This is a genomic window from Acuticoccus kandeliae, from assembly GCF_003073115.1.
Map to the genome: position 1 here is coordinate 68809 of NZ_QBBV01000003.1, position 24476 is coordinate 93284.

Consider the following 24476-nt stretch of genomic DNA (forward strand, 5'->3'; position numbering starts at 1 on the left):
GCCCTGCCTGTTGCCGGACGGGAGAGCTCCGATGTCTGAGGTTGCGACGCTGTCCCGCGCGGAAACCGCGCGCCCGCATCATGGCGGCCAGCTCCTGATCGACCAGCTCGCCGCCGAGGGCGTCGAGCGGGCCTACTGCATTCCGGGCGAAAGCTATCTCGCGGCGCTCGACGGGATGGTCGGCGCCGGCATCGAGCTCGTGGTGTGCCGCCAGGAAGGCGGCGCGGCGATGATGGCCGAGGCTCACGGAAAGTTGACCGGCCGTCCGGGCGTCGCGTTCGTGACGCGCGGCCCCGGCGCGACCAACGCCTCGGCGGGCGTCCACGTCGCGTTCCAGGATTCGACGCCTATGGTCCTCTTCGTCGGCCAGGTGGCGCGGGACCAGCGGGATCGCGAGGCGTTCCAGGAGGTGGACTATCGCGCCATGTTCGGTCCGCTCGCCAAGTGGGTGGCGGAGATCGAGCTCACCGAGCGCATTCCTGAATATGTGAGCCATGCCTTCCACGTCGCCCAATCCGGGCGGCCCGGGCCGGTTGTGCTGGCCCTTCCGGAGGACATGCTGTCCGCCGAGGCGCACGCGCCGATCGTGCCGCCTGCGACCATGGTTCGCAACGACGCGAGCGAGCAGTCGATCGACGCCATCGTCGACGCGCTGGCGAAAGCGAAGCGGCCGCTCGCAATCGTAGGTGGCGGTGGCTGGTCCGCCGCGACCTCGGACGCGCTGGCGCGGTTCGCGTCGGCGTGGGACCTGCCGGTCGCCGCGTCCTTCCGCTGCCAGGACTATCTCGACAACCGCCTGCCGCAATATGTCGGCGACGCGGGCGTCGGCGTGAACCCGAAGCTCGCGGAGAAGATCCGCGAGGCGGACCTCATCCTCACGATCGGCGCGCGTCTCGGCGAGATGACGACGAGCGGCTACACGCTCCTCAACGTGCCGGAGCCGAAGCAGACGCTGATCCACGTCCACCCGGACACGGCCGAGCTCGGCCGCGTCTATCGCCCGGCGGTGGCGGTCGCGGCGGGATCGGAGCCGGTCCTCGAGGCGCTCGCCGCGCGCAAGGCGCCGCAGGTCGCCTGGGGCGCGTGGCGCGAGGCGGCGCGCGCCGTGTACGAAGGGTGGCAGATGCCGCAGGCGACCCCCGGCGCGCTCCAGATGGAATATGTGATCCAGCACCTCAACGAGGCGCTGGGGGACGACGCGATCCTGACCAATGGGGCGGGCAACTATTCGGCCTGGCTCCACCGCTATTATCGCTACCGCTCGTTCCGCACCCAGCTCGCGCCGACCTCCGGCTCGATGGGGTACGGCCTGCCGGCGGCGGTGGCGGCGAAGCTCGCCGCGCCGGAGCGGGACGTCGTGTGCCTTGCCGGTGACGGCTGCTTCCAGATGACGTGCCAGGAATTCGGCACGGCCTGCGAGTATGGCGCGAACATCATCGTGCTCATCTCGAACAACGGCATGTACGGCACGATCCGCATGCATCAGGAGCGCGAATATCCGGGCCGCGTCTCGGGCACCAAGATGCGCAATCCGGACTTCGCGGCCTGGGCGCGCTCGTACGGCGCCTTCGGCGAGACGGTGACCGACAACGCCTCCTTCGCCGATGCGCTGGCCCGTGCGCGCGCGAGCGGGATGCCATCTATTCTGGATCTCAAGGTCGATCCGCGGGCTCTGTCTCCGCGGATGACGCTTTGATCTTACCGAAAGTGTAATAATACACGCGTTAAAGGGCACAGCCTGTGGGTGCGGCGCCGGCGATTTCCGGGGCCGCACCGCCCCTTTGGCGGGGCGCATTGCGTGGGGCGCGGGTCGAGGAATAAATTCGAGAAAAGCGACCCTTTCGAAAAATTCACATGATCGACGCGCAGGCAATTCTGTTTGAACTTGCGCGAAGCTCTTCAAGCCGGGTGTCAAACACCGAAAAGCGTGAGTTTTCCTGGAGTTGACACGCTAACGGTCCAGAAACGGACCGTCGCCATAATTGTGGCGAACCGGCATGTAGGCACGCTTCTTGTACTACCGGCATTGCGGAATTGATGAGGCAAGGTTGTTTCAGCCTGCTTCTGCCGTTCAAGACTGGGTTGCGGAGCGTGTAAAAATCGGGCACTTGGCCTGCGGGCGAGACGAGCGGTGCGCGTCTTTCCCCGCTGTGCACCCGTCACCGTTTGGACGTGATGGGTATATATTGCTCGTTGCGGGTGTGGTGGTGACGTCAAAGATGCAGTTAGCGGCTATCGGGTTGTGGTGCTCAACAGAGTGACGATTACCGGTAATGCTATGATTGCAAAGGCGTTTTCGATGACAATCTCGCCCATAAGGCGACGCCCAGCGGCAAGAATGCCTGCTTTTCGGCCACAGGACGATATGCCTGTGGGCGGCTGCGGCTCGTTGACACGCTGGAGGCTAAACGCTAGTAGATTCGCCAGTTCCATAAATTGCAGGATCGGACAACAAAGCTGAGAGGAATCGGGGGCCTCGCAGAGATGCGGGGTGATGAAGTTCCGTTTTGTTTCTGACTTGTAACGTAGACAAACTCGCGCGAACGTTTGAAGATCGGCTCAAGAAACGAACAAGAAATGAGCGAGGGGTTGGCGATTTGCTTCAGTGTGCGGGCCCGCCTGAAGTAGTGGTGAATGTGTGAAGGTGGCTAACCTATGAATATCGTGTCTGCACATCAGCGGTCGGCTGCTGATTCCTCGCAACTATCCGCTGTTGGTGATGTGGCGATCATCGGTTGCGGGATGCGGCTGCCCGGAGGTGTGAATGACCTCGAGGCGCTGTGGGACTTCCTGAAAGGGCGCGGCGATGCGATCCGCGACCTGCCGGAAGGCCGCTGGATCCATGATCTCTACGACCCCAAGCCCCGTCACGGCCGCACGTACGTGCGTCGCGCGGGGTTCATTGACGGTCTGGACCTCATCGACACGAGCTTCCTCAGCATTTCGCCGCGTGAAGCCGCCCAGATCGATCCGCAGCAGCGCATCCTGATCGAGACCTCCTACGAGGCGCTCGAGAATGCAGGCGTTCCGCTGGAGAAGATCGCGAAGACCCGCACGGGCGTCTTCGTCGGCATCTCCTCGAACGACTACATCCAGTATCAGAACGAAGAGCCCCGCCGCGGCAACGCCTACACCAACACCGGCGGCGCCTTCTCCATCGCCGCGAACCGCATCTCCTACGTCTTCGACCTGCGCGGCCCGTCGATGGCGATCGACACGGCCTGCTCGTCGGGCCTCACCGCGTTTGACTACGCCGTCCGCTCCATCCGCCAGGGTGCGTGTGAGATGGCGATCGTCGGTGCGGCGAACGCGCTCTTCAAGGCCGAGCCCTTCGCCGGCTTCTGCGGCGCGAAGATGCTCTCCCCGGTCGCCCAGTGCCGCGCGTTCGACGCCGACGGCGCGGGCTTCGTGCGTGCCGAGGGCGCGGTCGCCTTCGTGCTGAAGCCGCTCGACAAGGCGCGCGCCGACAACGACCCGATCCTCGCGGTCGTGCGCGGCACCGACGCCAACAATGACGGCCGCACCGGCGGCCTCTCGCTCCCGAACGGCGACGCCCAGGCCGAGCTGATCGAGCGCGTGTTCCACAGCCACGGCATCCGCTACGACGACGTCGTCTATGTCGAGGCCCACGGCACCGGCACCGCCGCCGGCGACCCGATCGAGGCTGGCGCCATCGCGCGCGGCATCGCCCAGGCCCGCAGCGGCGACTCGGTCACGCCGATCGGCTCGATCAAGACCAATGTCGGCCACCTGGAGCCGGCGTCCGGTCTCGCCGGCCTCGCCAAGGCGATCCTCTGCCTCAACAAGCGCCAGATCCCGCCGCAGCTCCACTTCGACACGCCGAACCCGGCGATCGACTTCGATGCCCTGCGCATCAAGGTCGTGACGGAGATGATGCCGCTGCCGCAGACCTCCGGTCCGGCGCTTGTCGCGATCAACTCGTTCGGCTTCGGCGGCGCCAACGCGCACGTCGTGATCGCCGAGCCGCCGGTCCCCGGCCCGCAGGTCGAGCACGATCTCGACCGGCCGTGGTTCATGGTCTCCGGCCGTTCGCCCGAGGCGCTGCGCGCCGCGGCGGGCAACCTGTCCAAATATCTCGACGAGCGGGCGACCACCCCGTCCGTCTTCGAGCTTGCCGGCAACCTCCTCACCCGCCGCACCTGGCACTCGCAGCGCGCCGCGATCTGGGCGGACTCGATCGAGGAATTGCGCGTCAATCTCGACGCGATCGCCGCCGACAAGGAGGCGCCGAGCGCCCAGGTCGGTTCGGCTCTCGCCACGCAGCGCCCGGTCTTCGTCTTCACCGGCAACGGCCCGCAATGGTGGGGCATGGGCCGCGAGCTCTATGCCGGGTCGGAGACGTTCCGCGACACGATCAACGAGATCGACGCCGCCTTCCGTGAGGTGTCGGACCTCAATCTCATCGAAGAGATGATGAATTGCGAGGAATCCGACAGCCGCATGGCGATGACGGAGATCGCCCAGCCGGCGCTCTTCGCCATCCAGGTCGGCATCGTCCGCTGCCTCGCCGAGGACGGCATCTATCCGGGCGCGACGGTCGGCCACTCTGCCGGCGAGCTCGCCGCCGCCTACTGCGCCGGCCTCTTCTCGCTCGAGACGATCGTCAAGATCGTGTCGGCCCGAAGCAACCAGCAGGGCAAGACCGCCGGCACCGGCGCGATGGCCGCTGTCGGCCTCGGCATGGAGAAGACCGCCGAGGCGATCGCGCACGACAAGAGCCTCGTCATCACCGGTGACAACGGCCCGGACGCGACGACGATCGCCGGCCCGGTCGCCGCGATCGACACGATCGTGAAGAAGCTCGACGAAAGCGGCGTCTTCGCGCGCAAGCTCCGTCTGAACTACGCCTTCCACTCGCCGATGATGGACCCCATCGAAGAGGGCTTCCGCGCCGAAGTGCGCGGCGTCCGTGGTGTCGAGGGCGACGTCCCGTTCTACTCCACCGTCAGCGGCCTGCCGCAGGACGGGCGCGAGATGGACGAGAATTATTGGTGGAAGAACCTCCGCGATCCGGTGCTCTTCCGCCCCGCGATCGAGGAAATGTGCGCTGACGGTTTCGGCCTCTTCGTCGAAGTCGGCCCGCACCCGAACCTCATCGGCTACGTGAAGGCCGTCGGCAAGGCGGCCGGCAAGTCGGTCCGCACGATCGAGACGCTGCGCCGTGGCGAGGACGAGGTCCGCGCCCGCCGCAAGGCCGTCGCGGCCGCCGCCGTCGCCGGCGCCTCGTTCGACTTCTCGACGATGTTCCCGCAGCCGGTCCGCGCCCTCGACCTGCCGACCTATCCCTGGCAGCACGAGCGCTTCTTCAACCGGCCGGCGCCGCGCGCGCCGCTGCCGACGAAGATGGCCGACCACGTTTTCCTCGGCTACCAGATCGGCCTCGCCGAGGATGTCTGGTCGCAGGAAATGGCGCTGTCGCGCGTGCCGTTCGTCGGCGATCACGTGATCCGCGACACGGTCCTCTTCCCGGCTGCCGGCTTCTTCGAGACCGCGATCGCCGCGGGCCTCACCGAGGCCGCGCCGGAGACCACGGTCGAGCTGCGCGCCGGCCTCATCGAGAAGGCGTTGCCGCTCGATGACGAGCGCGAGGTCCTCCTCCAGACCTTCATCGACAAGGTGGACCACAGCCTGTCGATCCGTTCGCGCGTCATCAACGCCGAGGCGGACGCCGAGCCCGATCCGTTCACCGATCACCTGCGCGCGGTCCTCGAATTCCGTCCGAAGACCACGCCGAAGCTCGACCTGGAGCCGATCAAGGCGCGCATGCGCAACGGCTTCCGCGAAGCGACCGAGCACTACCACCTGACCGCCTCGCGCGGCCTCCATTACGGCCCGGCCTTCCAGACCGTGGACCGCGTGGAGCTCGGCGACCGCGAAGTGCTCGCTACGCTCGTGCGCAAGGACGATGTCGGCGGCACCTTCAACCTCGACCCGACCCAGGTCGACGGCGCGCTGCAGGCGATGATCGGCCTGATCGACACCGGCAACGACCGCCGCCTGTTCGTCCCGGTCCAGATCGACCGCCTCGTCTATCACGCCTCCACGCGTGAGTTCCCGACGGTCTACGCCCACGTCGTCGCCCGCGGTGCGAACCGCTTCTATCTGAGCGCCGACGTGACGATCGTCTCGCCCGAGGGCGATGTCCTCGCCGAGCTCATCGGCGTGCAGGTCCGCTCGGTCGGCACCGGCCACGGCAACGACGCGGTCACCGTCGAGCAGGTCCAGAAGCCGCTGATGGCGTTCGACCCGGCGCTCGTCTCCGTCGACCCGGTGGCGCTCCTCGCCAACGCGCCCGTGACCGAGGCCGTCGCCCGTCGCGACGCGATCATCGACGAGTACAACCGCACCAGCGCACTCGTCTGCGGGGCCTTCACGGCCGACACGATGCAGACGCTGACGGGCGGCGCGCCGTTCACGATCGAGTCCCTCGTCGCCGAGGGCAAGGTCGCGGAGCGCCACGCCAAGTATGCGCGGACCATCGTGCGCGACTCCGTCAAGGAAGGCTTCATCGCCGAAGAGGGCGACGGCACCTACCGCGTCGTCTCCTCGCCGGATCCGATGGTGATGTGGCGCGAGCATCAGCCGCTCTATCCGCAGTACGCGGCCGAGTGGTTCCTGACCGCCCGCATCTACCTGCAGCACATCCCGCTCCTGTCGGGTGAGGTCGAGGTCCTCGAGATTCTCTTCCCGCGCTCGGGCAGCCCGGTGATGGAGCAGATCTACGAGCAGGGCTTCTCCTCGATCGGCGCCAACACGGCCCTCGCCCACGCGGTGCGCGAGTTCGTGCTCCAGATGCCGACGACCCGCCCCGTGCGGATCCTCGAGGTCGGCGGCGGCACCGGCGGCACGACGGCGCACATCCTGAAGGCGCTCCCGAAGGGCCGCTTCAAGTACATCTTCACGGACGTCTCCCCGGACTTCCTGATGCGCGTCGAGCGTCGCTTCAACGACGTTCCCGGCTTCGACACCGCGGTGTTCGACGTCAGCTCGCCGAAGGACCCGGCCGATCTCGGCGGTCCGTTCGACCTCGTCATCGGGGCGAACGTGATCCACGCCACGGCCAGCATCCGTGACAGCCTGCGCAATGCGCGCGGCCTCCTGCGCGACAACGGCATGATCGGGCTCATCGAGCTCGAGCGCGTCTCCTACTTCGACTTCTTCTTCGGCCTCCTGCCGGGCGTCTGGGCGTTCAACGACGTCGACGACCGTCCCGAGCACGCGCTGATGGCGGGTGCGAAGTGGGTCGAGATCCTCGGTGAAGAGGGCTTCGACTCGATCGGCCTCAAGACCGACGAGACGGCGACGACCCCGTCCAACGTCTCGGTCCTGCTCGCCCGCAAGAATGTTCGCGAGGGTGAGTCGGAGGTCTACACGAAGCCGGTCGAGGTGCCCGAGGGCGAAGCGGCCGAGGCCGCGCCCGAAGCGCCGGCTCCGAAGAACTGGGTGGTCCTCTCCTACGCGACCGGCGGCTCCGTGGCGCCGAAGCTCGTGGAGCGGATCCGCGCCGCGGGCGACATCGTCCACGACGTCGCCGTGTCCGACGAGTCGGGTGCGCCGGAAGGGGCCTCGCTCACCATCGCCGGTGGGGACGAAGCCGCCTGGGCGAAGTTCTGCAACGAGCTGAAGGGCAAGTCGGTCGACGAGATCGTGGTGTTCGCGCCCGACTCGACGCTCCCGGCCGCGCCGCACGCGAACGCCGGCTGGTCGCTCGTCGCCTTCGTGAAGGCGTCGATCCTGGCCGACTGGAGCTGCACGCCGCGCTTCACCCTCGTGACCGAGGGCGTCGAGGGCGAAAAGGCCGTGAACCTGGCGGGCGCCGCCTTCTGGGGCATCGGCCGCACGATCGTGAACGAGCAGCCGCAGTGGAAGTCCCGCCGTATCGACACGGCCCGCGAGGACGAGGCGCGTGCGCACCTCCTCGAGTGGCTGCTCGCGGCCGGCACGGGTGATCCGTCCGTCGGCGAGACCATCGACGAGCTGCGCATCACGTCCGAGGGCGTCCTCGCCTCCTACATCGAGGTGGTGGAAGACGCTGAGATGGAGGCCGCGGCGAGCGGTGCGCCGGCGAAGCAGTTCGCCGTCACGCTGAACGCGCAGGGCTCCATCGACAACCTCCTCCTGAAGGAGGTCCCGCCGACCGCGTCGATCGAGCCGGGCTCGGTCGAGATCGCGATCAAGTCCGCGGGTCTCAACTTCAAGGACATCATCCTCGCGCTCGGCATGCTCCCGCCGGAGCTCCTCAAGGACAGCCCCGTCGGCCCGCTCATGGGTCTCGAAGGCGCCGGTGAGGTGGTCCGCGTCGGCGAGGGCGTCACCAACGTGACGGTGGGCGACCATGTGATGGTGATGGCGGAGGGCTGCTTCGCCTCGCACCTGACGGTGCCGGCCCAGGCGGTCCAGAAGCTCCCGAGCGGCTGGTCCTATCCGGAAGCGGCGACGCTCCCGGTCGTCGGCCTCACGGTGGTTTACGCGCTGTCGACCGTCGCGCGGCTGCGCGCCGGGGAGACCTTCCTGGTCCATGGCGGCGCGGGCGGCATCGGCCTCCTCGCCATCCAGTACGCGAAGTCGCTCGGCGCCAAGGTCATCGCGACCGCGGGCTCGCCCGAGAAGCGTGACCTGCTGAAGGCGCTCGGCGTCGACTGCATCTCCGACTCGCGCACGCTGAAGTTCGACGAGGACGTGCGGGCCTTCACCAACGGCGAAGGCGTGGACGTGGTGCTCAACTCGCTCGCAGGCGACGCGATGCTCACGACGCTCGATCTCCTGAAGCCGTTCGGCCGCTTCGTCGAAATCGGCAAGCGCGACTTCGAGGCGAACAACCGCCTGAACCTCAAGGCGCTCGAGAAGAACATCTCGTACTTCGCGGTCGACCTCACCTACCTGCCGCGCTACCGCCCGGATCTCTTCGTCGAGACCTGGCAGCTCCTGCTGGAGGCCTGCGAGTCCGGTGCGATCCGGCCGCTGCCCTTCCGCACCTACACGGTCGCGGGCATCAAGGAGGCGTTCCGCCTGATGCAGGCCGGCCGCCACTTCGGCAAGCTGGTCATCGACCTCGAGCAGCTCGACGCGCGTCCGCTGCCGCTTCCGAAGCCCTCTGTGAGTTTCGCTTCGGAAGGCGTGCACCTCATCACCGGCGGCCTCGGCGGCATCGGCCTCAAGCTCGCCCATTGGATGGCCGAGCGCGGGGCGAAGACGATCGCACTCGTGGGCCGCAAGGGCGTCACGACCGAGGAGCAGACCGCGGCGATCGAAGGGATCGAAGCGGCCGGTGCCAAGGTTGTGGTGGCGCAGGCCGACGTCGCGGACGGCGATCGGGTCAAGTCGCTCGTCGAGGAGCTGGTGCGCGACCACGGTTCGATCCGTGGCATCATGCACGCCGTGCTCGTCCTCGAGGACGGCCTGATGAGCAACATGACGGAAGAGAAGTTCGTCAAAGCCGCGAGCCCGAAGGTCGACGGTGCGTACCACCTCGACCGTCTGACCCGCGGTCAGCCGCTCGACTATTTCGTCTCCTTCTCCTCGCTGGCGACCCTGCTCGGTAACCCCGGCCAGGCGAACTATGTCGCGGCGAACGCCTATCTCGAGAAGCTGTCCGAGGCGCGCCGCGCCGAAGGGCTTCCCGCGCTGGCGCTCGCACTGGGCGCGGTGGAGGATGCGGGCATCCTTCAGCGTGACGAGGCGAACCTCAACCAGTCGCTCGGCAGCACGATCACCGTGGCCGACATCCTCGCGACGCTCGACAGCCTGCTCGTCTCCGGCGAGCCCGCGGTCGCGACCGTGCTCAACCCGCACGGCAAGCTGATGAAGGCGCCGATCCTGAAGACGGCCCGCGTGTCGGGTGTCCTCGGCGGCGGCGACGATCACAGCCTGTCGGACGCCGACAAGATCGACTTCACGTCGGTCCCGCCGGAAGAGCGCGCCGCCTTGATGGAGCACGTCCTCATCGAGACGATCGCGAAGATCATGGGTGCGAAGGAAAGCCGGATCGATCCGGAGAAGTCGCTCACCGCGACCGGTCTCGACTCGCTGATGGCGGTCGAGTTCGGCATGGCGATCGAGCAACGTCTCGGCGTGTCGATCCCGCGTTCCGAGCTGACGGCCGATCGCTCCATCCGCGACCTCGCCTTCGTCATGCTCGGCCGCCTCAATGTCGAGGTGGCGGTGTCCTCGGCGCCGGCGTCGGCTCCGTCGGTCAGCGTGTCCGAGCTCATGAAGGCGGACGCGACCCTGCCGGAAGACTTCTCCTACAAAGGCGAAGTCGCGCAGGTTCCGCTCGCCGAGCGCAACGCGGTGTTCTTCACCGGTGGCACGGGCTTCCTCGGCAGCTTCATCCTCGATGAGCTGCTGAAGAAGGGCACGAAGCGCATCATCGCGCTGAACCGTGGCCGCAGCCAGAAGCACGCCGAGGAGCGCCTCATCGCGGTCCTGCGTCGCGCCAAGCTGGACGACGTCGCGAACGAGGTCGGCAAGAAGATCGAAGTCTGGTCCGGTGACTTCAACGCCGCCGACTTCGAGATGACGCCGGAGCAGTGGAAGATCCTGGAAGACGAGGTGGATGTCATCATCCACAACGGCGCCGACGTGAGCTTCGTGAAGGGCTACCAGGAGATGCGTGAGGGCAACGTCCTCAGCGTCAAGCGGCTGATCGACCTCGCGGCCAAGAAGGGCGACAAGGCGGTCCACTTCGTGTCGACGCTCCGCGTTTACGCCCGCCTCGACCAGATCGAAGGGGCGCGGATCAACGAAGGTGTCGATCCGTGGCTGCCGCCGGAAGAGGAAGGCGGCTACGTCCAGACCAAGTGGTCGGCCGACATGTACGCGACGGCCGCGCGCGAGAAGGGCATGCCGATCGGCATCTACCGCCCGTCCTTCGTGATCGGCCGGACGACCGACGGCTTCTCCAGCGTCAGCGACCTCGGTTCGGCGCTTGCGAAGTTCGCGCTCGACACCCGGTTCCTGCCGGACGTCGACGTGGCCCTGCCGGTCATCCCGGTGGACATCGCGGCCCAGCGGATCGTGGCGTTCATCGACACGCCGGGTGAGCAGTTCGCCACCCGTCACATCACCGACTGGCCGTCGCTCTCCATCCGCGACATCAAGTCGATCAGTGACGAGAACGGCTACATGGTCGACCTCCTGCCGATCGACGAGTTCATCACGCGGGCGATCGAGTTCTTCGAGGCGAACCCGGGTCACCCGGCGCTCTGGCTCCCGGCCTTCTTCATGAGCGGCGCGGCGAACAACATGCTCGGCACGCAGCTCGACGAGCCGATCCTGCCGAGCTCGGAGCCGGAGCAGCAGGTCTATGGTCGCGAAAGCCTCGCGGCGATGGTCCGCTGGTTCCAGTCCGAGCTGACGGACCAGAAGCCGGTCCTCGTGAACTGACACGGCCTCGCGCCGCCACCGGCGGCGCGCCTTTGAGACACGGAAACGGCGGCCCACGGGTCGCCGTTTTTCGTTTGCCCCGCGCGCGGCCGCCGCGCGTGCCCTATCTTCCGGGCGAGAGCGCGCGAAGGGGGAGGGCGGAATGGAACGCTATGAGGGGGGTTGCCTGTGCGGCCGGGTTCGTCTGGTGGCGACGGGGCAGCCGGACCGGGTCGGCATTTGCCACTGCCTCGACTGCCGCAAGCACCACGGAGCGCTGTTCTACGCGGCGGCGATGTATCCGGAAGCGGCGGTGACGATCGAGGGCGAGACGCGCGAATATGCGGGGCGCAGCTTCTGCCCCAATTGCGGCTCGTCGGTCTTCGGGCGGGGCGGCGGCGAGATCGAGGTTCATCTCGGGACGCTTGACGCGCCCGACCAACTCACGCCGACCTACGAGCTCTGGGTGATCCGCCGCGAATCCTGGCTCCCGCCCTTCCCCCACATGCGCCTTTTCGCGCGCGACGCGGAGGACGAGGGCGGGTCCGCGGCCTGACGGAGCCCCTCAGCGATAGCCGAGGGTGGCGTTCACCGGGGCGATGATCTCCTCCGCCGCGGCCGCGATCTCCGGATCGAGCGTCGACCACCGGCTCGGTCGGGCCTTCGGCTCGTCAACGACGGCGTTCAGCCAGGCGCAATGGTCGCTGCCGGGGCGCAGGAATTCGATGATCGCGCCGAGCGTGTCGCGCGGAGAGGCGACGAGATCCTCGTAGCGCACGGTGAGGAGATTTTTCGGGGAGACGGACTGGATCGCCCGGTTGCCGAGCGTCGTCGACCGCGCCCAGAACTCCGCATAGGCGAGGACGCGCTGCTTTTCGGAGAGCGAGTCCGGCAGGCTGTAGGGACGGTCGCGCCCGTGCTGGCCGGTCAGCGAACGCTCCAGGTCTGTGAGGGCAAGGAGGCTGCGCCGGGCGAACGGGCGCATGTGGAAATAGAGCGCCGTCTGCAGGTGGCCGCGCCGGCCGAGATTGGAGATCATCCAGCCGAACCGGATCACCGGATCGAAGAGCCGCATGTTCATCATGGAGAGGACGACGTCCCGCCCGTCGCGCGTCAGGTGGACATACTTCGAGTCGGGAAAGCCCTTCAGGATGTCGGGCGCGTACCAGTAGCTGAGGCCCGAGCGCTCGATCCAGAGCGGGCGCTGATATTTGGTGGCGAGCATCTCGAAGAGCCTGCGCGACTGGTCCGAGATCGGGGCGCTCTCCCAGGAGGGGACGATGCCGCTCAGCTCGTCATAGAGGCTGTCCGGGTCGTCGGTCATCGCCGGGAGCGTCATGGTGAGGATCGGCGGGCACTTCTCCAGCGGGTAGCGCCCGCGCGCCTCGTCGTAGATGAACTCGACGGGGAGCTCGTCGGCGGCCTTCGCCTTCTGGACCAGGTTCCCAAACCAGTAGGGCGGGTCAGACAGAAGTTCCCAATAGTTCCGCCCGGAACGAACCGGGTCGCCGATCGAGCGCATCCAGAAGCACGTCCAATATTCCGAAAGGGACAATATGTCTGGATGTTGCTCAAGTAATCTGGATAGAAGAGTCGAGCCGGATCGACCGACGGACAAAACAAACGCACCGGTCATTCCGGGGTCTCCAAACTTGCACGCAACCGCAGCGTCATCACCGCGTGTAACGCTGTGTGAGGCAGTGGCTCAATATAATATTCGAATTTTGCAGAGGGAAGCCGAAGAGGGCAGGGAAATGTATATTCCTGACGATTTGCCTCAAGGCGTGGCTTTCATCTCAATCGAGCATTGTTCCGAAATGCCATCTGCAGTTGGAAATGCGCGGATGTTGGCACGTTCAGGCGTGCTGTAAAACGACAAATGTTTCGGCCTCAAGAGTCGTATGACTTTTTCCGCGAGCTGAAATGTGGCGTTTGCGCCGACTTGTATAGCATGCAATCGGATCAGTTGCGTATTGGTGCCGCGCATTGCTCGAGAAAAAGGAACTCGCGGGGGTCTAGATTGCGTAAGTATTGATCGGACAAAGCGTTCCGCGCGTGCAACATGAACGATGTGTTAGGCAAATTAAGCACTCGGATGCTTCTCGCGTGACAAAAAGTCTGCTAACAGGCACAAGTTAGGCCTAAAAGTGGCCACGGGACACAACCGGAGGGTGTGAAATGTTGGAGTTGGGCGATCTCGGAACACAGGTTTTCCTGTATGTTCCGGCGAACGGAGAGGAGCCGGCGCATTTCGTCGAACTGACCGAGGAAATCGGCCCGGGCTTCGGCGATCCTAAGAACAAATACACATGGTCCGCCACTCTCTTCGATCCCGACGGTGAAGAAGGGCCGGAGGGACCCGACCTCTATGTTGGCACGCTGAACGGCCAGACGAGCTATGTCGGCGGCATCGGCGCCAGCGTCGTGTTCAACGCCGTCGCCAACACCGGCGGCGACAGCGTGTTCAGCCTCCTCTTCGGCGGCGACTCGGAGGGCCTTCGCGAATTCCTCGGTGGGGACTTCCCGAATACGATCTCCTCAGACGGCCCCGAGATCTGGAAGTACGACTTCGATACCGGCGAGTGGAGCCAGGCCTACGACACGGGCCCCGGCTCTCTCGTCGACGACGAGGACCTCGGCTTCCGCGACGGCGTCAGCTTCAATGGTTCGGTCTATTTCAGCACCTCCACCTCGCTGATCTTCTCGCTCCTCGAAGCCGGCAACAACGAAGCGAAGATCGTCTACTCGTCGGACGGCGAGAATTGGGACGAGCTGACCGGCGGCCCGCTTGACGTCGAAGGCACTGCCTCGATCCGCGCGCTCACCGTGATCAACGATCCTGACGGTACGGGCAAGGCGCTTCTGGTCGGTACCGAGAATGTCACGGAAGGTGCACAGCTCTGGTACTACGATGAGGAAGGCAACTGGCATCAGGTCGCCTCGTTCGACGGCACCTCCGGTCTTCCGTATGCAGCGGCCGTGTCGGAAACTCTCGTTGTCGGCAATGAGATTGACGGCTACGAAACCTACATCGGCACCTGGTTCCCGTACGGCATCTTCAAGATCGACTCCGCTGGCGTAATCACGGAAGTCACACCTCCGGGCCCGCCGACCGGCGACGGTGTCATGCAGCTCATCGAGTTCGATGGCTACCTTTATGTCGGCAGTGTCAACTACTTCCAGGGCGGCGCCACCCTCTACCGGATGGACCTCGACAATCCTGGCACTTGGGAAACCATCACCGACGACGGCTTCGAGACCGAGCTTCCGGACGACTATGACGGTCCGGGCGTCGCAGACGCGACGTACGTTTGGCAGACCTACGTCATCGGCGACTCGCTCTTCATCGGTGACTTCAGCGGCCCCGGCAAGCTCATCGAGCTGACGCACGAGACCGACAACAAGGGGACACCGGAAGATCCGACCGACGACACGGCCTGGACCCTCAAGGTCGTCACCGACGAGCTCGACAACAATCTCAGCTTCGGCGACTCCGCCTACGGCGTGCGCAAGCTCGTCGGCGTGTCGGTCGAGTGGGATGAAGAGAAGCAGCTTTGGGTCGCGACGGAGGATCAGTCGACCCCGAACGCGCTGATCATCGGTGCGGCGGACCCGTACAACGCGATGACCGAGTCGCTGCTCGAGCTCATCATCAACCGCAATGGCGACACCGTCAGCGGCACGCCCTTCCAGGCGGACGAGCTGAACGGCACGGAGCTCGAGGACCTCATCCTCGGCGGCCTGCGCGGCGACCTCATCAATGGCGGCGACGAGGATGACTTCATCGTCGGCGACTTCTGGGGCCTCGGCATCGGCGGCGGCCGCGACACTGTCAACGGCGGTGAAGGCACCGACGTTGTGTTCGGCAACTCCGGCAACGACATCATCAACGGCGACGAGGGCGAAGACTTCCTCATCGGCGGTGCTGGGCGTGACCGGATGTTCGGCGGCGACGGCATCGACATCATGCTCGGCGACTTCGTCACCGACGGCACGGTCGGCGACGTGATCTCGCCGCTGCTCGAAGGCCTCCTCGGCGGCCTCCTCGGCGGCGAAGAGGAGCCGGACCCGAACGCGCCGGACATTGCCGCGATCCTCGCGGAGATCACGGGTGCGACCGCCGACCTTCTCGAGTCGATCGGTCAGCTCAACGACACGATGTTCGGCCAGGACGGCAACGACATCATGATCGGCGGGCGTGGTCTCGACCGCATGTTCGGTGGTGCCGGCAACGACATCATGTACGGCAACGAAGGCAATGATCGCGTGGTCGGCGGCGCCGGCAACGACATCATCTTCGGCGACGAGGGCAACGACTTCATGATCGGCGGCCGCGGCAACGACACGTTCGTGACCGGCCTCGGCGACGACGTGATGTTCGGCGGCCTCGGCAACGACCGCTTCGTGGTGAAGGGCGACAACGAGTCCGATGTCATCGACACTGGCAACGACATCATCCGGAACTTCGTGCAGGGCCAGGACGTCATCGACCTGTCGCTGTTCGTGGACCTCACCCCGAATGGTCAGGGGCAGGAGGCGTTCGACTATTTGACCGATCTGCACGACGTGGCCTTCAGCGCGTCCGCGGAAGGCTGGCTCGTCATTGACCTGTCGCTGATCGACAGCAACATCGACGACGTGACCGGCGCCGGCACGATCGTCGTCGAGGGTCTTCTCTTCGAAGACGTTCTGGAGAGCGACTTCAAGTTCGACTCGCAGATCAGCAACGCGTCGCTGAACGGCGGGTTCTTCTTCTAATCGACGGGATTGGGAGCGGCGCTTCGTCGCTCTCATTGCTCTAAATCAAAAGCGGCGCCGACGAGCAAATCGTTGGCGCCGTTTCCTTTTCTGCAGTGCAAACACCGTGTACGAGTGGGTCGGTTTTTATTGATCGGTCGGCCGAAGCGACTATGCTGCCTCGGTCCCCGTGCGTGCCCAAAGCGGAGAGTAGTGTGACGTCGCTTTACGCAGATGTGCCGGCCTTTGCGCCGCCTTATTGGCCCCGTCCCCCGCGTCGGGTTTCCGCCCCCCGCGCCATCATGATGTTCACGCAGGACATCCTCCGCCCGTTCGAGGCCGAAGCCTTCAAACGCCCGATGACGCATCGCCGCATCCTGACGCGCGACGTCTATGTGGCGAACTCGCCGGAACTCGTGCGCGACGCGTTCGTCACCCAGCACGAGGCCTTCCAGCGCAAGACCCCGCAGATGCGGGCGGCCCTCATCCCGCTTCTGGGCGACGGTCTCTTCGTCAGCGACAGCGAGACGTGGAAGGAGCGGCGCCTCGCCGTCGCGCCGATCGTCCACACCCGCCACATGCGCTCCTTCTTCCCGATCATGCTCGAGGCCGCGCTCGAATGGCGCGAGCATTGGGGCAAGTCGGTCGACCAGGGGCCGATCGACATCCTGAACGAGATGGGCCTCCTCACGGCCGAGATCATCGCGCGCTCCGTGTTCGGGCAGCGCGTCGGCCGGAAATACACGAACGACATCGTCTCCAACTTCGCGATCTACCAGAAATATGTCGGCCAGACCGCGATCGCCGACATGCTGGAGCTGCCGAGCTGGGTGCCGCGCTATCAGCGGCCCGAGGTCGCCAAGTCCGCCGCGAACATCCACGCCGTGATCGACCAGATCATGGACGAGGTGATCCGCGAGCGCGAGGCGGCGCCGGAAACGAAGGCGGACGATGGCGAGGCGAAGTGCCCGCGCCGCGCCATGATCTCGCAGCTCTTCGACGCGCAGAAGGACGGCAAGCCCGCCCTCAGCCGCGAGGCGGTGCGCAACGAATCGATCGTGCTCTTCATGGCCGGGCACGAGACGACGGCGAACACGCTCGCCTGGTGCTTCTATCTCCTGTCGCAGGCCGACTGGGCGCGCGAGAAGCTCGACGAGGAGCACCGCCGCGTGCTCGGCGGCCGCATCCCGGACTATGACGACCTCGACAAGCTCGTCTACACCAAGGCCGTGATCGAGGAGACGCTGCGCCTCTATCCGCCCGTGCCGCTCCTCGGCCGCGAGGCGATGTGCCCGGGCAAGATGGACGGCGAGGATGTGGCGAAGGGCTCGATCGTGCTCGTCGCCCCGTGGCTCCTCCACCGCAACCCGAACCTGTGGGACCGGCCGGACGATTTCGTGCCCGAGCGCTTCCTCGGTCCGAAGCGGCCCAACAAATACCAGTATGTGCCGTTCGCGATCGGTCCGCGCGTGTGCCCCGGCATGGCGTTCGCGCTCGCCGAGGCGATCACCTGCCTCGCGGTCCTGCGCCAGGCGTTCGACCTGCGGCTCGACGCGGGTGCGCGCGTTTACCCGACCACGCGCCTCACGCTGCGGCCGGGCGACACACTGCCGATGACGGTCCACGTCAACGAGAATGCGGCGCCGGCGGTCGAGGCGGAGCCGGAAGCGGAGATGACGCACCATTGAGTGCGCGCATGCCGGCGCCGTGCGCGGCGTCGGCCCCAGGCGGCGGCCACCGGAAACATGGCTTGTCGCCACAATTGATCCATGCCATGCGAACGGATGACAGGACCGGCGCGACGTCGCGGGGCGGCTTCGCTTGGCGTGCGGGACGGCCGGTGCCGTCGGACGAGACGGCGGACCGCGACGGGTCGGGCGAGTGTCCCCGACCGCGGTCCCCGAAACACGTGCCGGGTTCGGGACATGGCGCGGACGACCGTGTGAACGCCACTCGCCTCGAGGTGGTGCGAATGGTAACGGGTCGAGCATATTCTGCGCAAATTTAACGGCATTCGATTTGGAGCGGGCGAATCGTGACACGCGTTGCGTTAATTGAGCCACCGGGACCGGAAGACGAGGCGAATGTCGCCGACGTCCAGGAGGTCAAGCGTGCCGGCCGGCGCGGACGCAAGGCGCGACGGACCGAAGAGGGCGGCGGCGGCTTCTCCCGTTTCCGCCGGCTGGTCGGGCGGATGCTGCGCCTTCTCTTCAAGGCCGCCGTTCCGATCTTCCTCCTCTATCTCGCCGTACTCGCCTTCTCCGGCCTCAAGGCCTCGCGCCCCGAGGTGCCGCGCCGCGGCGATCTCGAGACGGTGATCCCCATCACGACGCACGAGGCGGTCATCGGCACCTTCCAGCCCGAGATGCGCCTCTATGGCGAGGTGATCCCCGGCCAGAAGCTCGAAGTGCGGGCGCTGGTCGGCGGCAAGATCTCGTCCACCTCGCAGAGTCTGCGCGATGGCGGCTTCGTCCAGGGCGGCGAATTGCTCTTCGAGGTCGACCGCTTCCGCTATCAGGTCGCGCTCGGCGAGGCGCGCCAGTCGCTGGCCGAGGCCGAGGCGCGGCTGTCGGAGCTGAAGCTGACGGCAGAGGGCGAGTCGGAGCGGCTGGAGCTCGCCAAGCGGCAGTTCCAGATCGCCTCGAAGGACCTTGAGCGCGCGCGGAGCCTCATCAGCAGCCAGTCCGTCGCCGAGCGCACGGCCGACGATCGCGAGATCCGCGCCGTCGAGCAGCAGCTCGCCGTGGTGAACAGCGAGAACAAGGTCAAGCTGAACGAGACGCACCTTGCCCAGCAGGAGGCCGTGATCGAGCGCCTGCGCCAGGCCGTGGCGCTCGCCGAGCGCGATCTCGACGACACCCGCGTCGTCGCCCCCTATGACGGCTTCGTCGGCGGGGTGACGGCGGAGGTCGGCCGCTTCGTGACCGCGAACGAGCAGATCGCGGTCCTCTACGACGCCGACTGGCTCGAAGTGCGCTTCGTCATGAGCAACAGCCAGTTCGCCCGCGTCGTGGCGACGGAAGGCACAATCATCGGCCGCGCCGTGACCGTGCGCTGGAATGTGGGCTCGGACCCGATGGAGTTCCGCGCCCGCATCGAGCGGATCGGCGCGGAGATCGACGCCGAGACCGGCGGCATCGAGGTGTTCGCGCGGATCGAGGGGATCGACCACACGACGCTTCTGCGCAGCGGCGCCTTCGTCGAGGTCTTCGTGCCCGACCGGCCGTACGAGAATGTGGTCCGGCTGCCCGAGGCGGCGGTCTACGATTCCAGGCGCGTCTTCGTCGTCGGCGCGGACGAGCGGCTCGAGGAGCGTCCCGTCACGGTCGTCGGCCGCAATGTGGACCAGCTCTTCGTTACCGGCGAGTTCGACGCCGGCCAGAAGATCCTGACGATGCGCCTGCCGGGCGTCGGCGAGGGCCTGAAGGTCCGCGCCCAATAGCATTCCGCGCCGCGGCGCGGGGACAGAGGTCCATGGGGCGGCGCCACAGGGGCGCCACCCGAAAACGAGTGCGAGCATGAGCGAGCCGTCCCACAATTTCCCCCGCGTCGGGTTCATCAGCCTGTTCGTGCGCCATCCGACGGCGGCGAACCTCCTGATGATCGCGATGGTCGCGATGGGGCTGATCGGCGCGCTGAAGCTCAACGTGCAGTTCTTCCCGACGATCCAGGTGCCGGTCATCCTCGTGGAGGTCGCCTGGCCGGGCGCGAGCGCGGCGGACGTGGAGAGCCGCATCCTCGACGCGCTGGAGCCGGAGCTGCGCTTCCTCGACGGCGTGTCGAAGACGACGGGCATGGCGCGCGAGGGCTCGGCCCTCGTCACGCTGGAGTTCGACGCCGAGGCGGACATGCAGAAGGCGCTCGCTGACGCCGAGCAGGCGATCGCGAGCGTGACGATCCTTCCCATCGATTCCGAGCCGCCACAGGTGCGCCGCGTCCAGTTCTACGAGCCGGTGTCGAAGATCGCCATCACCGGCCCGTTCAGCGAGGAGGTGCTGAAGCACTATGCGCGGCAGATCCGCGACGGTCTCCTCGACGCGGGCATCGACCAGGTCGAGCTCGTCGGCGTGCGCGAGGAGGAGATCTCCGTCCTCGTCCCCGAATCGGTGCAGCGCGAGCTGAACCTCTCCGTCGCCGACATCGCCGAGCGCGTGAAGCAGGGCGTCCAGAACATCCCCGCCGGCACGGTCGAGGGTGAGCGCGAGATCCAGCTCCGCTCGATGAAGCCACGCCAGACGCCCGAGGAGATCGGCGAGATCGAGGTCCGCGCCCTCGCCAATGGCGAGAAGATCGAGATCCGCGACATCGCCGACATCGAGACGCGCTTCGACCGCGAGGCGCCCATCGGACAGATCCGCGGCCAACCCGCGATCGAGCTGCGCGTGAAGCGCGCCGTCAGCGCCGACACGCTGAAGACGACCGAGATCGTCGACGAGTACATCGCCAAGATCCGCTCCGAGATGCCCCCGACGCTGGAGATCTACCAGTACGACACGACCGGCCGCTTCGTGCTGCAGCGCCTGTCGATCCTGGTCGAGAACGGCATCACCGGCTTGCTCCTCGTGCTCGTCGCGCTCTCCCTCTTCCTCGACGCGCGCATCGCCTTCTGGGTCGCCGCCGGCATTCCCGTATCGATCTTCGGCACGCTGGGGCTGATGTGGCTGACCGGTCAGTCGCTCAACATGGTGTCGATCTTCTCGCTCATCATGATGATCGGCATCATCGTCGACGACGCGATCGTCGTCGGCGAGCACACGGCGACGATGGAGGAGGAGGGGCATCCCCCGATCGCCGCCTCGATCGGCGGCGCGTCCATGATGCTGAAGCCGGTGATGGCGGCGACGCTGACGACGATGGCCGCCTTCGTGCCGATCTTCGCGGTGACCGGCCCGATCGGCCAGGTCATGCACGTGATCCCGATGGTGGTGCTTGCGGTGCTCCTCGCCTCGACCTTCGAGTGCTTCATGGTGCTGCCGGCGCACCTCAACAAGTCGAAGAGCCGGGCGGGGAAGCGGCCGAACATCGTGCGTCGCGTGTTCGACCGGAACTTCATCGCGCTGCGCGACGGCCCCTTCCACCGCCTCCTCAACTGGACGGTCGACTGGCGCTATACCTTCGTCGCGGGCCTCGCGGCGCTCCTTATCGTGCTCGCCGGGCTGATCGCGGGCGACCGCATCCGCTTCCACTTCTTCCTCGCCCCGGAGGCGGAGTTCGTGCGGGCGAGCGTCGTCTTCGCGCCGGGCATCCCGGTGCCGGAGCAGCGCGCGGCGCTGTCGAGGATCGAGGAGGCGCTGCGCGACAGCGAGCGGGAGCTTCTCCAGGGCACCAGCGAGGACAAGCTCATCAACGCCACATTCACGACCATCGGCGCCTATGAGGTGTTCGAGCGGATCCGTCTGCAGAACGTCGCGCAGATCGAGGTGGAGGTGACGGCGAGCGAGTCGCGCACCGTGCCGACGAACACCATCGTGGACCTGTGGACCGAGAAGATCCCGCCGATACCGGGCGTCCTCGATATCGCCGTCAGCCCCGTCGAGCAGGGCCTGCCGGACCGGGCGATCGAGATCCAGCTGAAGGGCGCGCCGATCGCGGAGCTGAAGAACGCGGCCGAGGATGTCGCCAAGGCGCTGCGCGGCTATGAGGGCGTGAACGGCATCCTCGACAACCTCCCCTACGGCAAGCAGGAGCTTGTCATGGAGATCACCGACGAGGGGCGGGCGCTCGGCTTCACCATGGAGGGCGTCGGCCGACAGGTCCGCAACCTCGTGGAGGGCGCGGTCGCCGACCGCTTCGCCCGCAACGACGAGGAGGTGACCGTCAAGGTCATGCGCGACAACCGCGCCGGCCGGCCGGACCTCGACAATCTGATGGTGCAGAGCCCGCAAGGGCGGTGGGTGCCGCTCGGCGAGGTCCTGCACCTCAACGAGGTGGACAGCTTCGCGATCATCCTCCACGCCGACGGGCAGCGCACGGTGAAAGTGAGCGCCGACGTCGACAACCGGATCACCTCCGCGACCAACGTGCTCTCGGACCTGAGGCTGACCGCGCTCCCCGCCATCGCGGAGCAATACGGCGTCACCTTCCAGATCGAGGGGCAGGAGAGCGAGCGGGCGCAGTCCTTCTCGGACTTCATGTTCGGCCTCCTCCTCGCGGGCGTGTTCATCTACGTGATCCTTGCCCTCATCTTCGAGAGCTACATCCGCCCCTTCTTCGTCATGATCATGATCCCGTTCGGCGGGATGGGCGCGCTCCTCGGCCATCTCATGCTCGGGATGGATCTCACGGTCGTCAGCCTGGTCGGCTTCCTCGGCCTCACGGGCGTTCTCGTGAACGACTCGATCATCCTGATCGACCGTGTGGCGCAGCGCCTCGCGATGGGGGAGACCGTGCGGGAGGCGGCGATCCGGGCGAGCCAGGACCGCCTGCGCGCGATCCTGCTGACGTCCATCACGACGATCTTCGGCCTGCTGCCGCTCCTCTTCGAGACGAGCCGGCAGGCGCAGTTCCTGATCCCGCTGGCGGTGACGTTCATCTTCGGCCTCGCGGTCGCGACGGTGATCGTGACGCTGCTGATCCCGGTCCTCTTCGCGATCGGCTCCGACGTCACGGGCCTCTTCAAGATGGGGCGGCGCGTTCCGGACCATACGCCGGCCGAGTAGCGCGGCGGCCATCGGCCCTGCGGCGGAACCGGCACAATAAAAAAGGCGCCCAAATGGGCGCCTTTTTCGTCACAAGGATTGGATCTCCGGGGAGATCCGTTCCGCAGTGGCTTACGAGAACACGAACGAGCCGTTGGCGGCGAGGTCCACGAAGGAGTCCACGATCGCCGGGCCGTTGGTGATGTAGTAGTTGTCGAGCACGATCGAGTTGCCGAACGGGGTGTCGATCACGACGTCGAGGCCGACGGTCGTGACGGAGTAGTTCGACGCGGCGTCGAGGTCGGCAACCTGGAGACCATCGAGCAGAAGGCTCTGCTGGAAGAACAGGGTCGCGGTGACCTGGTCAGCCGGGAAGTCGATCTTGTCCGGACCCCAGAACAGGATGCTGAAGTCGGTGATGACGTCGTCGCCCTCGAACGGGTTCAGGACGTTGAAGCGGAACGTGTCAGCGCCAGCCCAGCCGGTCAGGATGTCGTCACCGGTGTTGCCGACGATGAGGTCATTGCCGCCGCCGCCGAAGATCACGTCGCCAACGATACCACCGTCGATGGTGTCGTTGCCGGCGCGAGCAAAGGTGGTGCCGCCCCAGAGAACGTCGATGTAGTCGGGGCCTTGGGTGCCGAAGCGAACAGGTAACAGAGCCATGGTTAGTCTCCCACGAGTTTAGAGCTGACCGTACGGGTTCAGCCGGTTGGTTGCACGAGAGAAGACACGTGCAAATTGAAGTTTAGCAACGCCGCTTTTGTTGCTCTTGGCGGCTGGCGCGGCGTTGGCCGGTTGTCTCGGATCGCCGGCACGTTCCCCTTGCTCGACGGGCCGGAGCCCCAGCGGAGTCGGAGGCGCAGTAGGAACCGAGATCGTGCAGATGGTCAGGCCTCCTGCACGAAATCCGTCTCGACCGAAATCGAGCGAAACAAAGAGAATTCAGACGCGACGAGTCCTCTTCGAATGCCGGGCGCGACGAAGCGCATTCCGGCTTCGCAGCCGGCCTGTGCCACGATTTCGTCACGTCCAGGCAACACGATCTCTTCGCTCCCCCTCACTCGGGGAAGGCTGAAGTGGAAATCGTGGTGACCGGTGATCAAGTCGATCGCGGGGAGTGACCGCGAGCTTGCGGCGTTACACTGCTCAATAGCGCAAGTGACGTCGGAGTCATGACCCCCGTCGAAGGCAATCGTTGCTTCGTCGGAGTTCAAGTCAGGCGTGCTTTCGGTATCGAGACCCCGAAAGGTGTCCGCGTACGCGTATTGGGGGACCGATTTGCCAAGTTCAGCGCCGGTCGCCACATCGATATCTGAGGGGCTTAAGAAAACAACCATGAACGGCCTCTCGGTTGATCAGCGATTCACTTCAGACGTAGATCGATTGACATTTCCGACATCAAAATAGCCCTTGGGCTTCCGCTATACATGGCGAAAACCTTGAACCTTAATGTCGGATTTAAGATCTGTCCAAGCGAATTCAATGCTTCTCAGTCGACGCAATTGCGCGTCCGACACTCTCCCTCAGATTCGATGCAACACGGATAAACAGGGACGCTACACACAGACACAACGGCAATACCATGAGTTACCGGCCGGAAAAAGCATAAAATCTCCCCATAGGTGGCGAGATCGCAGTCGATTGGGTAAAAAAAGTGGAAACAGACGGCGGGATTCTGAACGGATAGGACGAAAATCCAGGATATCGGGGGTG

The 24476-nt window shown here is 65.9% G+C and carries 10 protein-coding genes and 1 pseudogene; 7 read left to right on the top strand and 4 right to left on the bottom strand.

Going from position 1 to position 24476, the window contains the following annotated elements:
- The first annotated feature begins 31 nt into the window (after positions 1-31).
- From DBV35_RS19625 to DBV35_RS19635, 3 genes are all read left to right on the top strand, one after another.
- Complete coding sequence (locus tag DBV35_RS19625) at positions 32-1696, top strand: thiamine pyrophosphate-binding protein (protein WP_108662081.1); 1665 nt, start codon at positions 32-34, stop codon at positions 1694-1696.
- 959 nt (positions 1697-2655) lie between these two features.
- Positions 2656-11406: a type I polyketide synthase gene (locus DBV35_RS19630; RefSeq protein WP_108662082.1), complete on the top strand. Its 8751-nt coding sequence runs from the start codon at positions 2656-2658 to the stop codon at positions 11404-11406.
- Between the two features lie 142 nt (positions 11407-11548).
- Positions 11549-11941: a GFA family protein gene (locus tag DBV35_RS19635; protein WP_108662083.1), complete on the top strand. Its 393-nt coding sequence runs from the start codon at positions 11549-11551 to the stop codon at positions 11939-11941.
- 9 nt (positions 11942-11950) lie between these two features.
- On the opposite strand, the gene DBV35_RS19640 is transcribed toward DBV35_RS19635, so the two are convergent.
- Both DBV35_RS19640 and DBV35_RS31570 read right to left on the bottom strand, forming a co-directional pair.
- A complete protein-coding gene (locus DBV35_RS19640; protein WP_483860588.1) occupies positions 11951-12907 on the bottom strand; it encodes a sulfotransferase in 957 nt (318 codons plus the stop codon).
- A gap of 15 nt (positions 12908-12922) precedes the next feature.
- Positions 12923-13021 (bottom strand): annotated as a pseudogene (locus DBV35_RS31570) (sulfotransferase); the annotation flags it as partial.
- Between the two features lie 542 nt (positions 13022-13563).
- On the opposite strand from DBV35_RS31570, the gene DBV35_RS19645 reads away from it, so the two are divergent.
- From DBV35_RS19645 to DBV35_RS19660, 4 genes are all read left to right on the top strand, one after another.
- Positions 13564-16143 (top strand): calcium-binding protein, encoded by a 2580-nt coding sequence (locus DBV35_RS19645; RefSeq protein ID WP_108662085.1) that lies wholly within the window; start codon positions 13564-13566, stop codon positions 16141-16143.
- A 281-nt stretch (positions 16144-16424) separates the two neighbouring features.
- Positions 16425-17810 carry a cytochrome P450 gene (locus DBV35_RS19650; protein ID WP_205648773.1) on the top strand — a complete coding sequence of 462 codons (1386 nt, stop codon included), beginning with the start codon at positions 16425-16427 and terminating at the stop codon, positions 17808-17810.
- Between the two features lie 347 nt (positions 17811-18157).
- Positions 18158-19564 carry an efflux RND transporter periplasmic adaptor subunit gene (locus DBV35_RS19655; protein ID WP_157961865.1) on the top strand — a complete coding sequence of 469 codons (1407 nt, stop codon included), beginning with the start codon at positions 18158-18160 and terminating at the stop codon, positions 19562-19564.
- A 76-nt stretch (positions 19565-19640) separates the two neighbouring features.
- Positions 19641-22781, top strand: coding sequence for an efflux RND transporter permease subunit (locus DBV35_RS19660; RefSeq protein ID WP_108662088.1), 3141 nt, complete (start codon positions 19641-19643; stop codon positions 22779-22781).
- 111 nt (positions 22782-22892) lie between these two features.
- On the opposite strand, the gene DBV35_RS19665 is transcribed toward DBV35_RS19660, so the two are convergent.
- Positions 22893-23426, bottom strand: a complete 534-nt coding sequence (locus DBV35_RS19665; protein WP_108662089.1) for a M10 family metallopeptidase C-terminal domain-containing protein — start codon at positions 23424-23426, stop codon at positions 22893-22895.
- Positions 23427-23650: 224 nt separating this feature from the next.
- Complete coding sequence (locus tag DBV35_RS19670) at positions 23651-24100, bottom strand: hypothetical protein (protein WP_108662090.1); 450 nt, start codon at positions 24098-24100, stop codon at positions 23651-23653.
- Positions 24101-24476 lie beyond the last annotated feature (376 nt).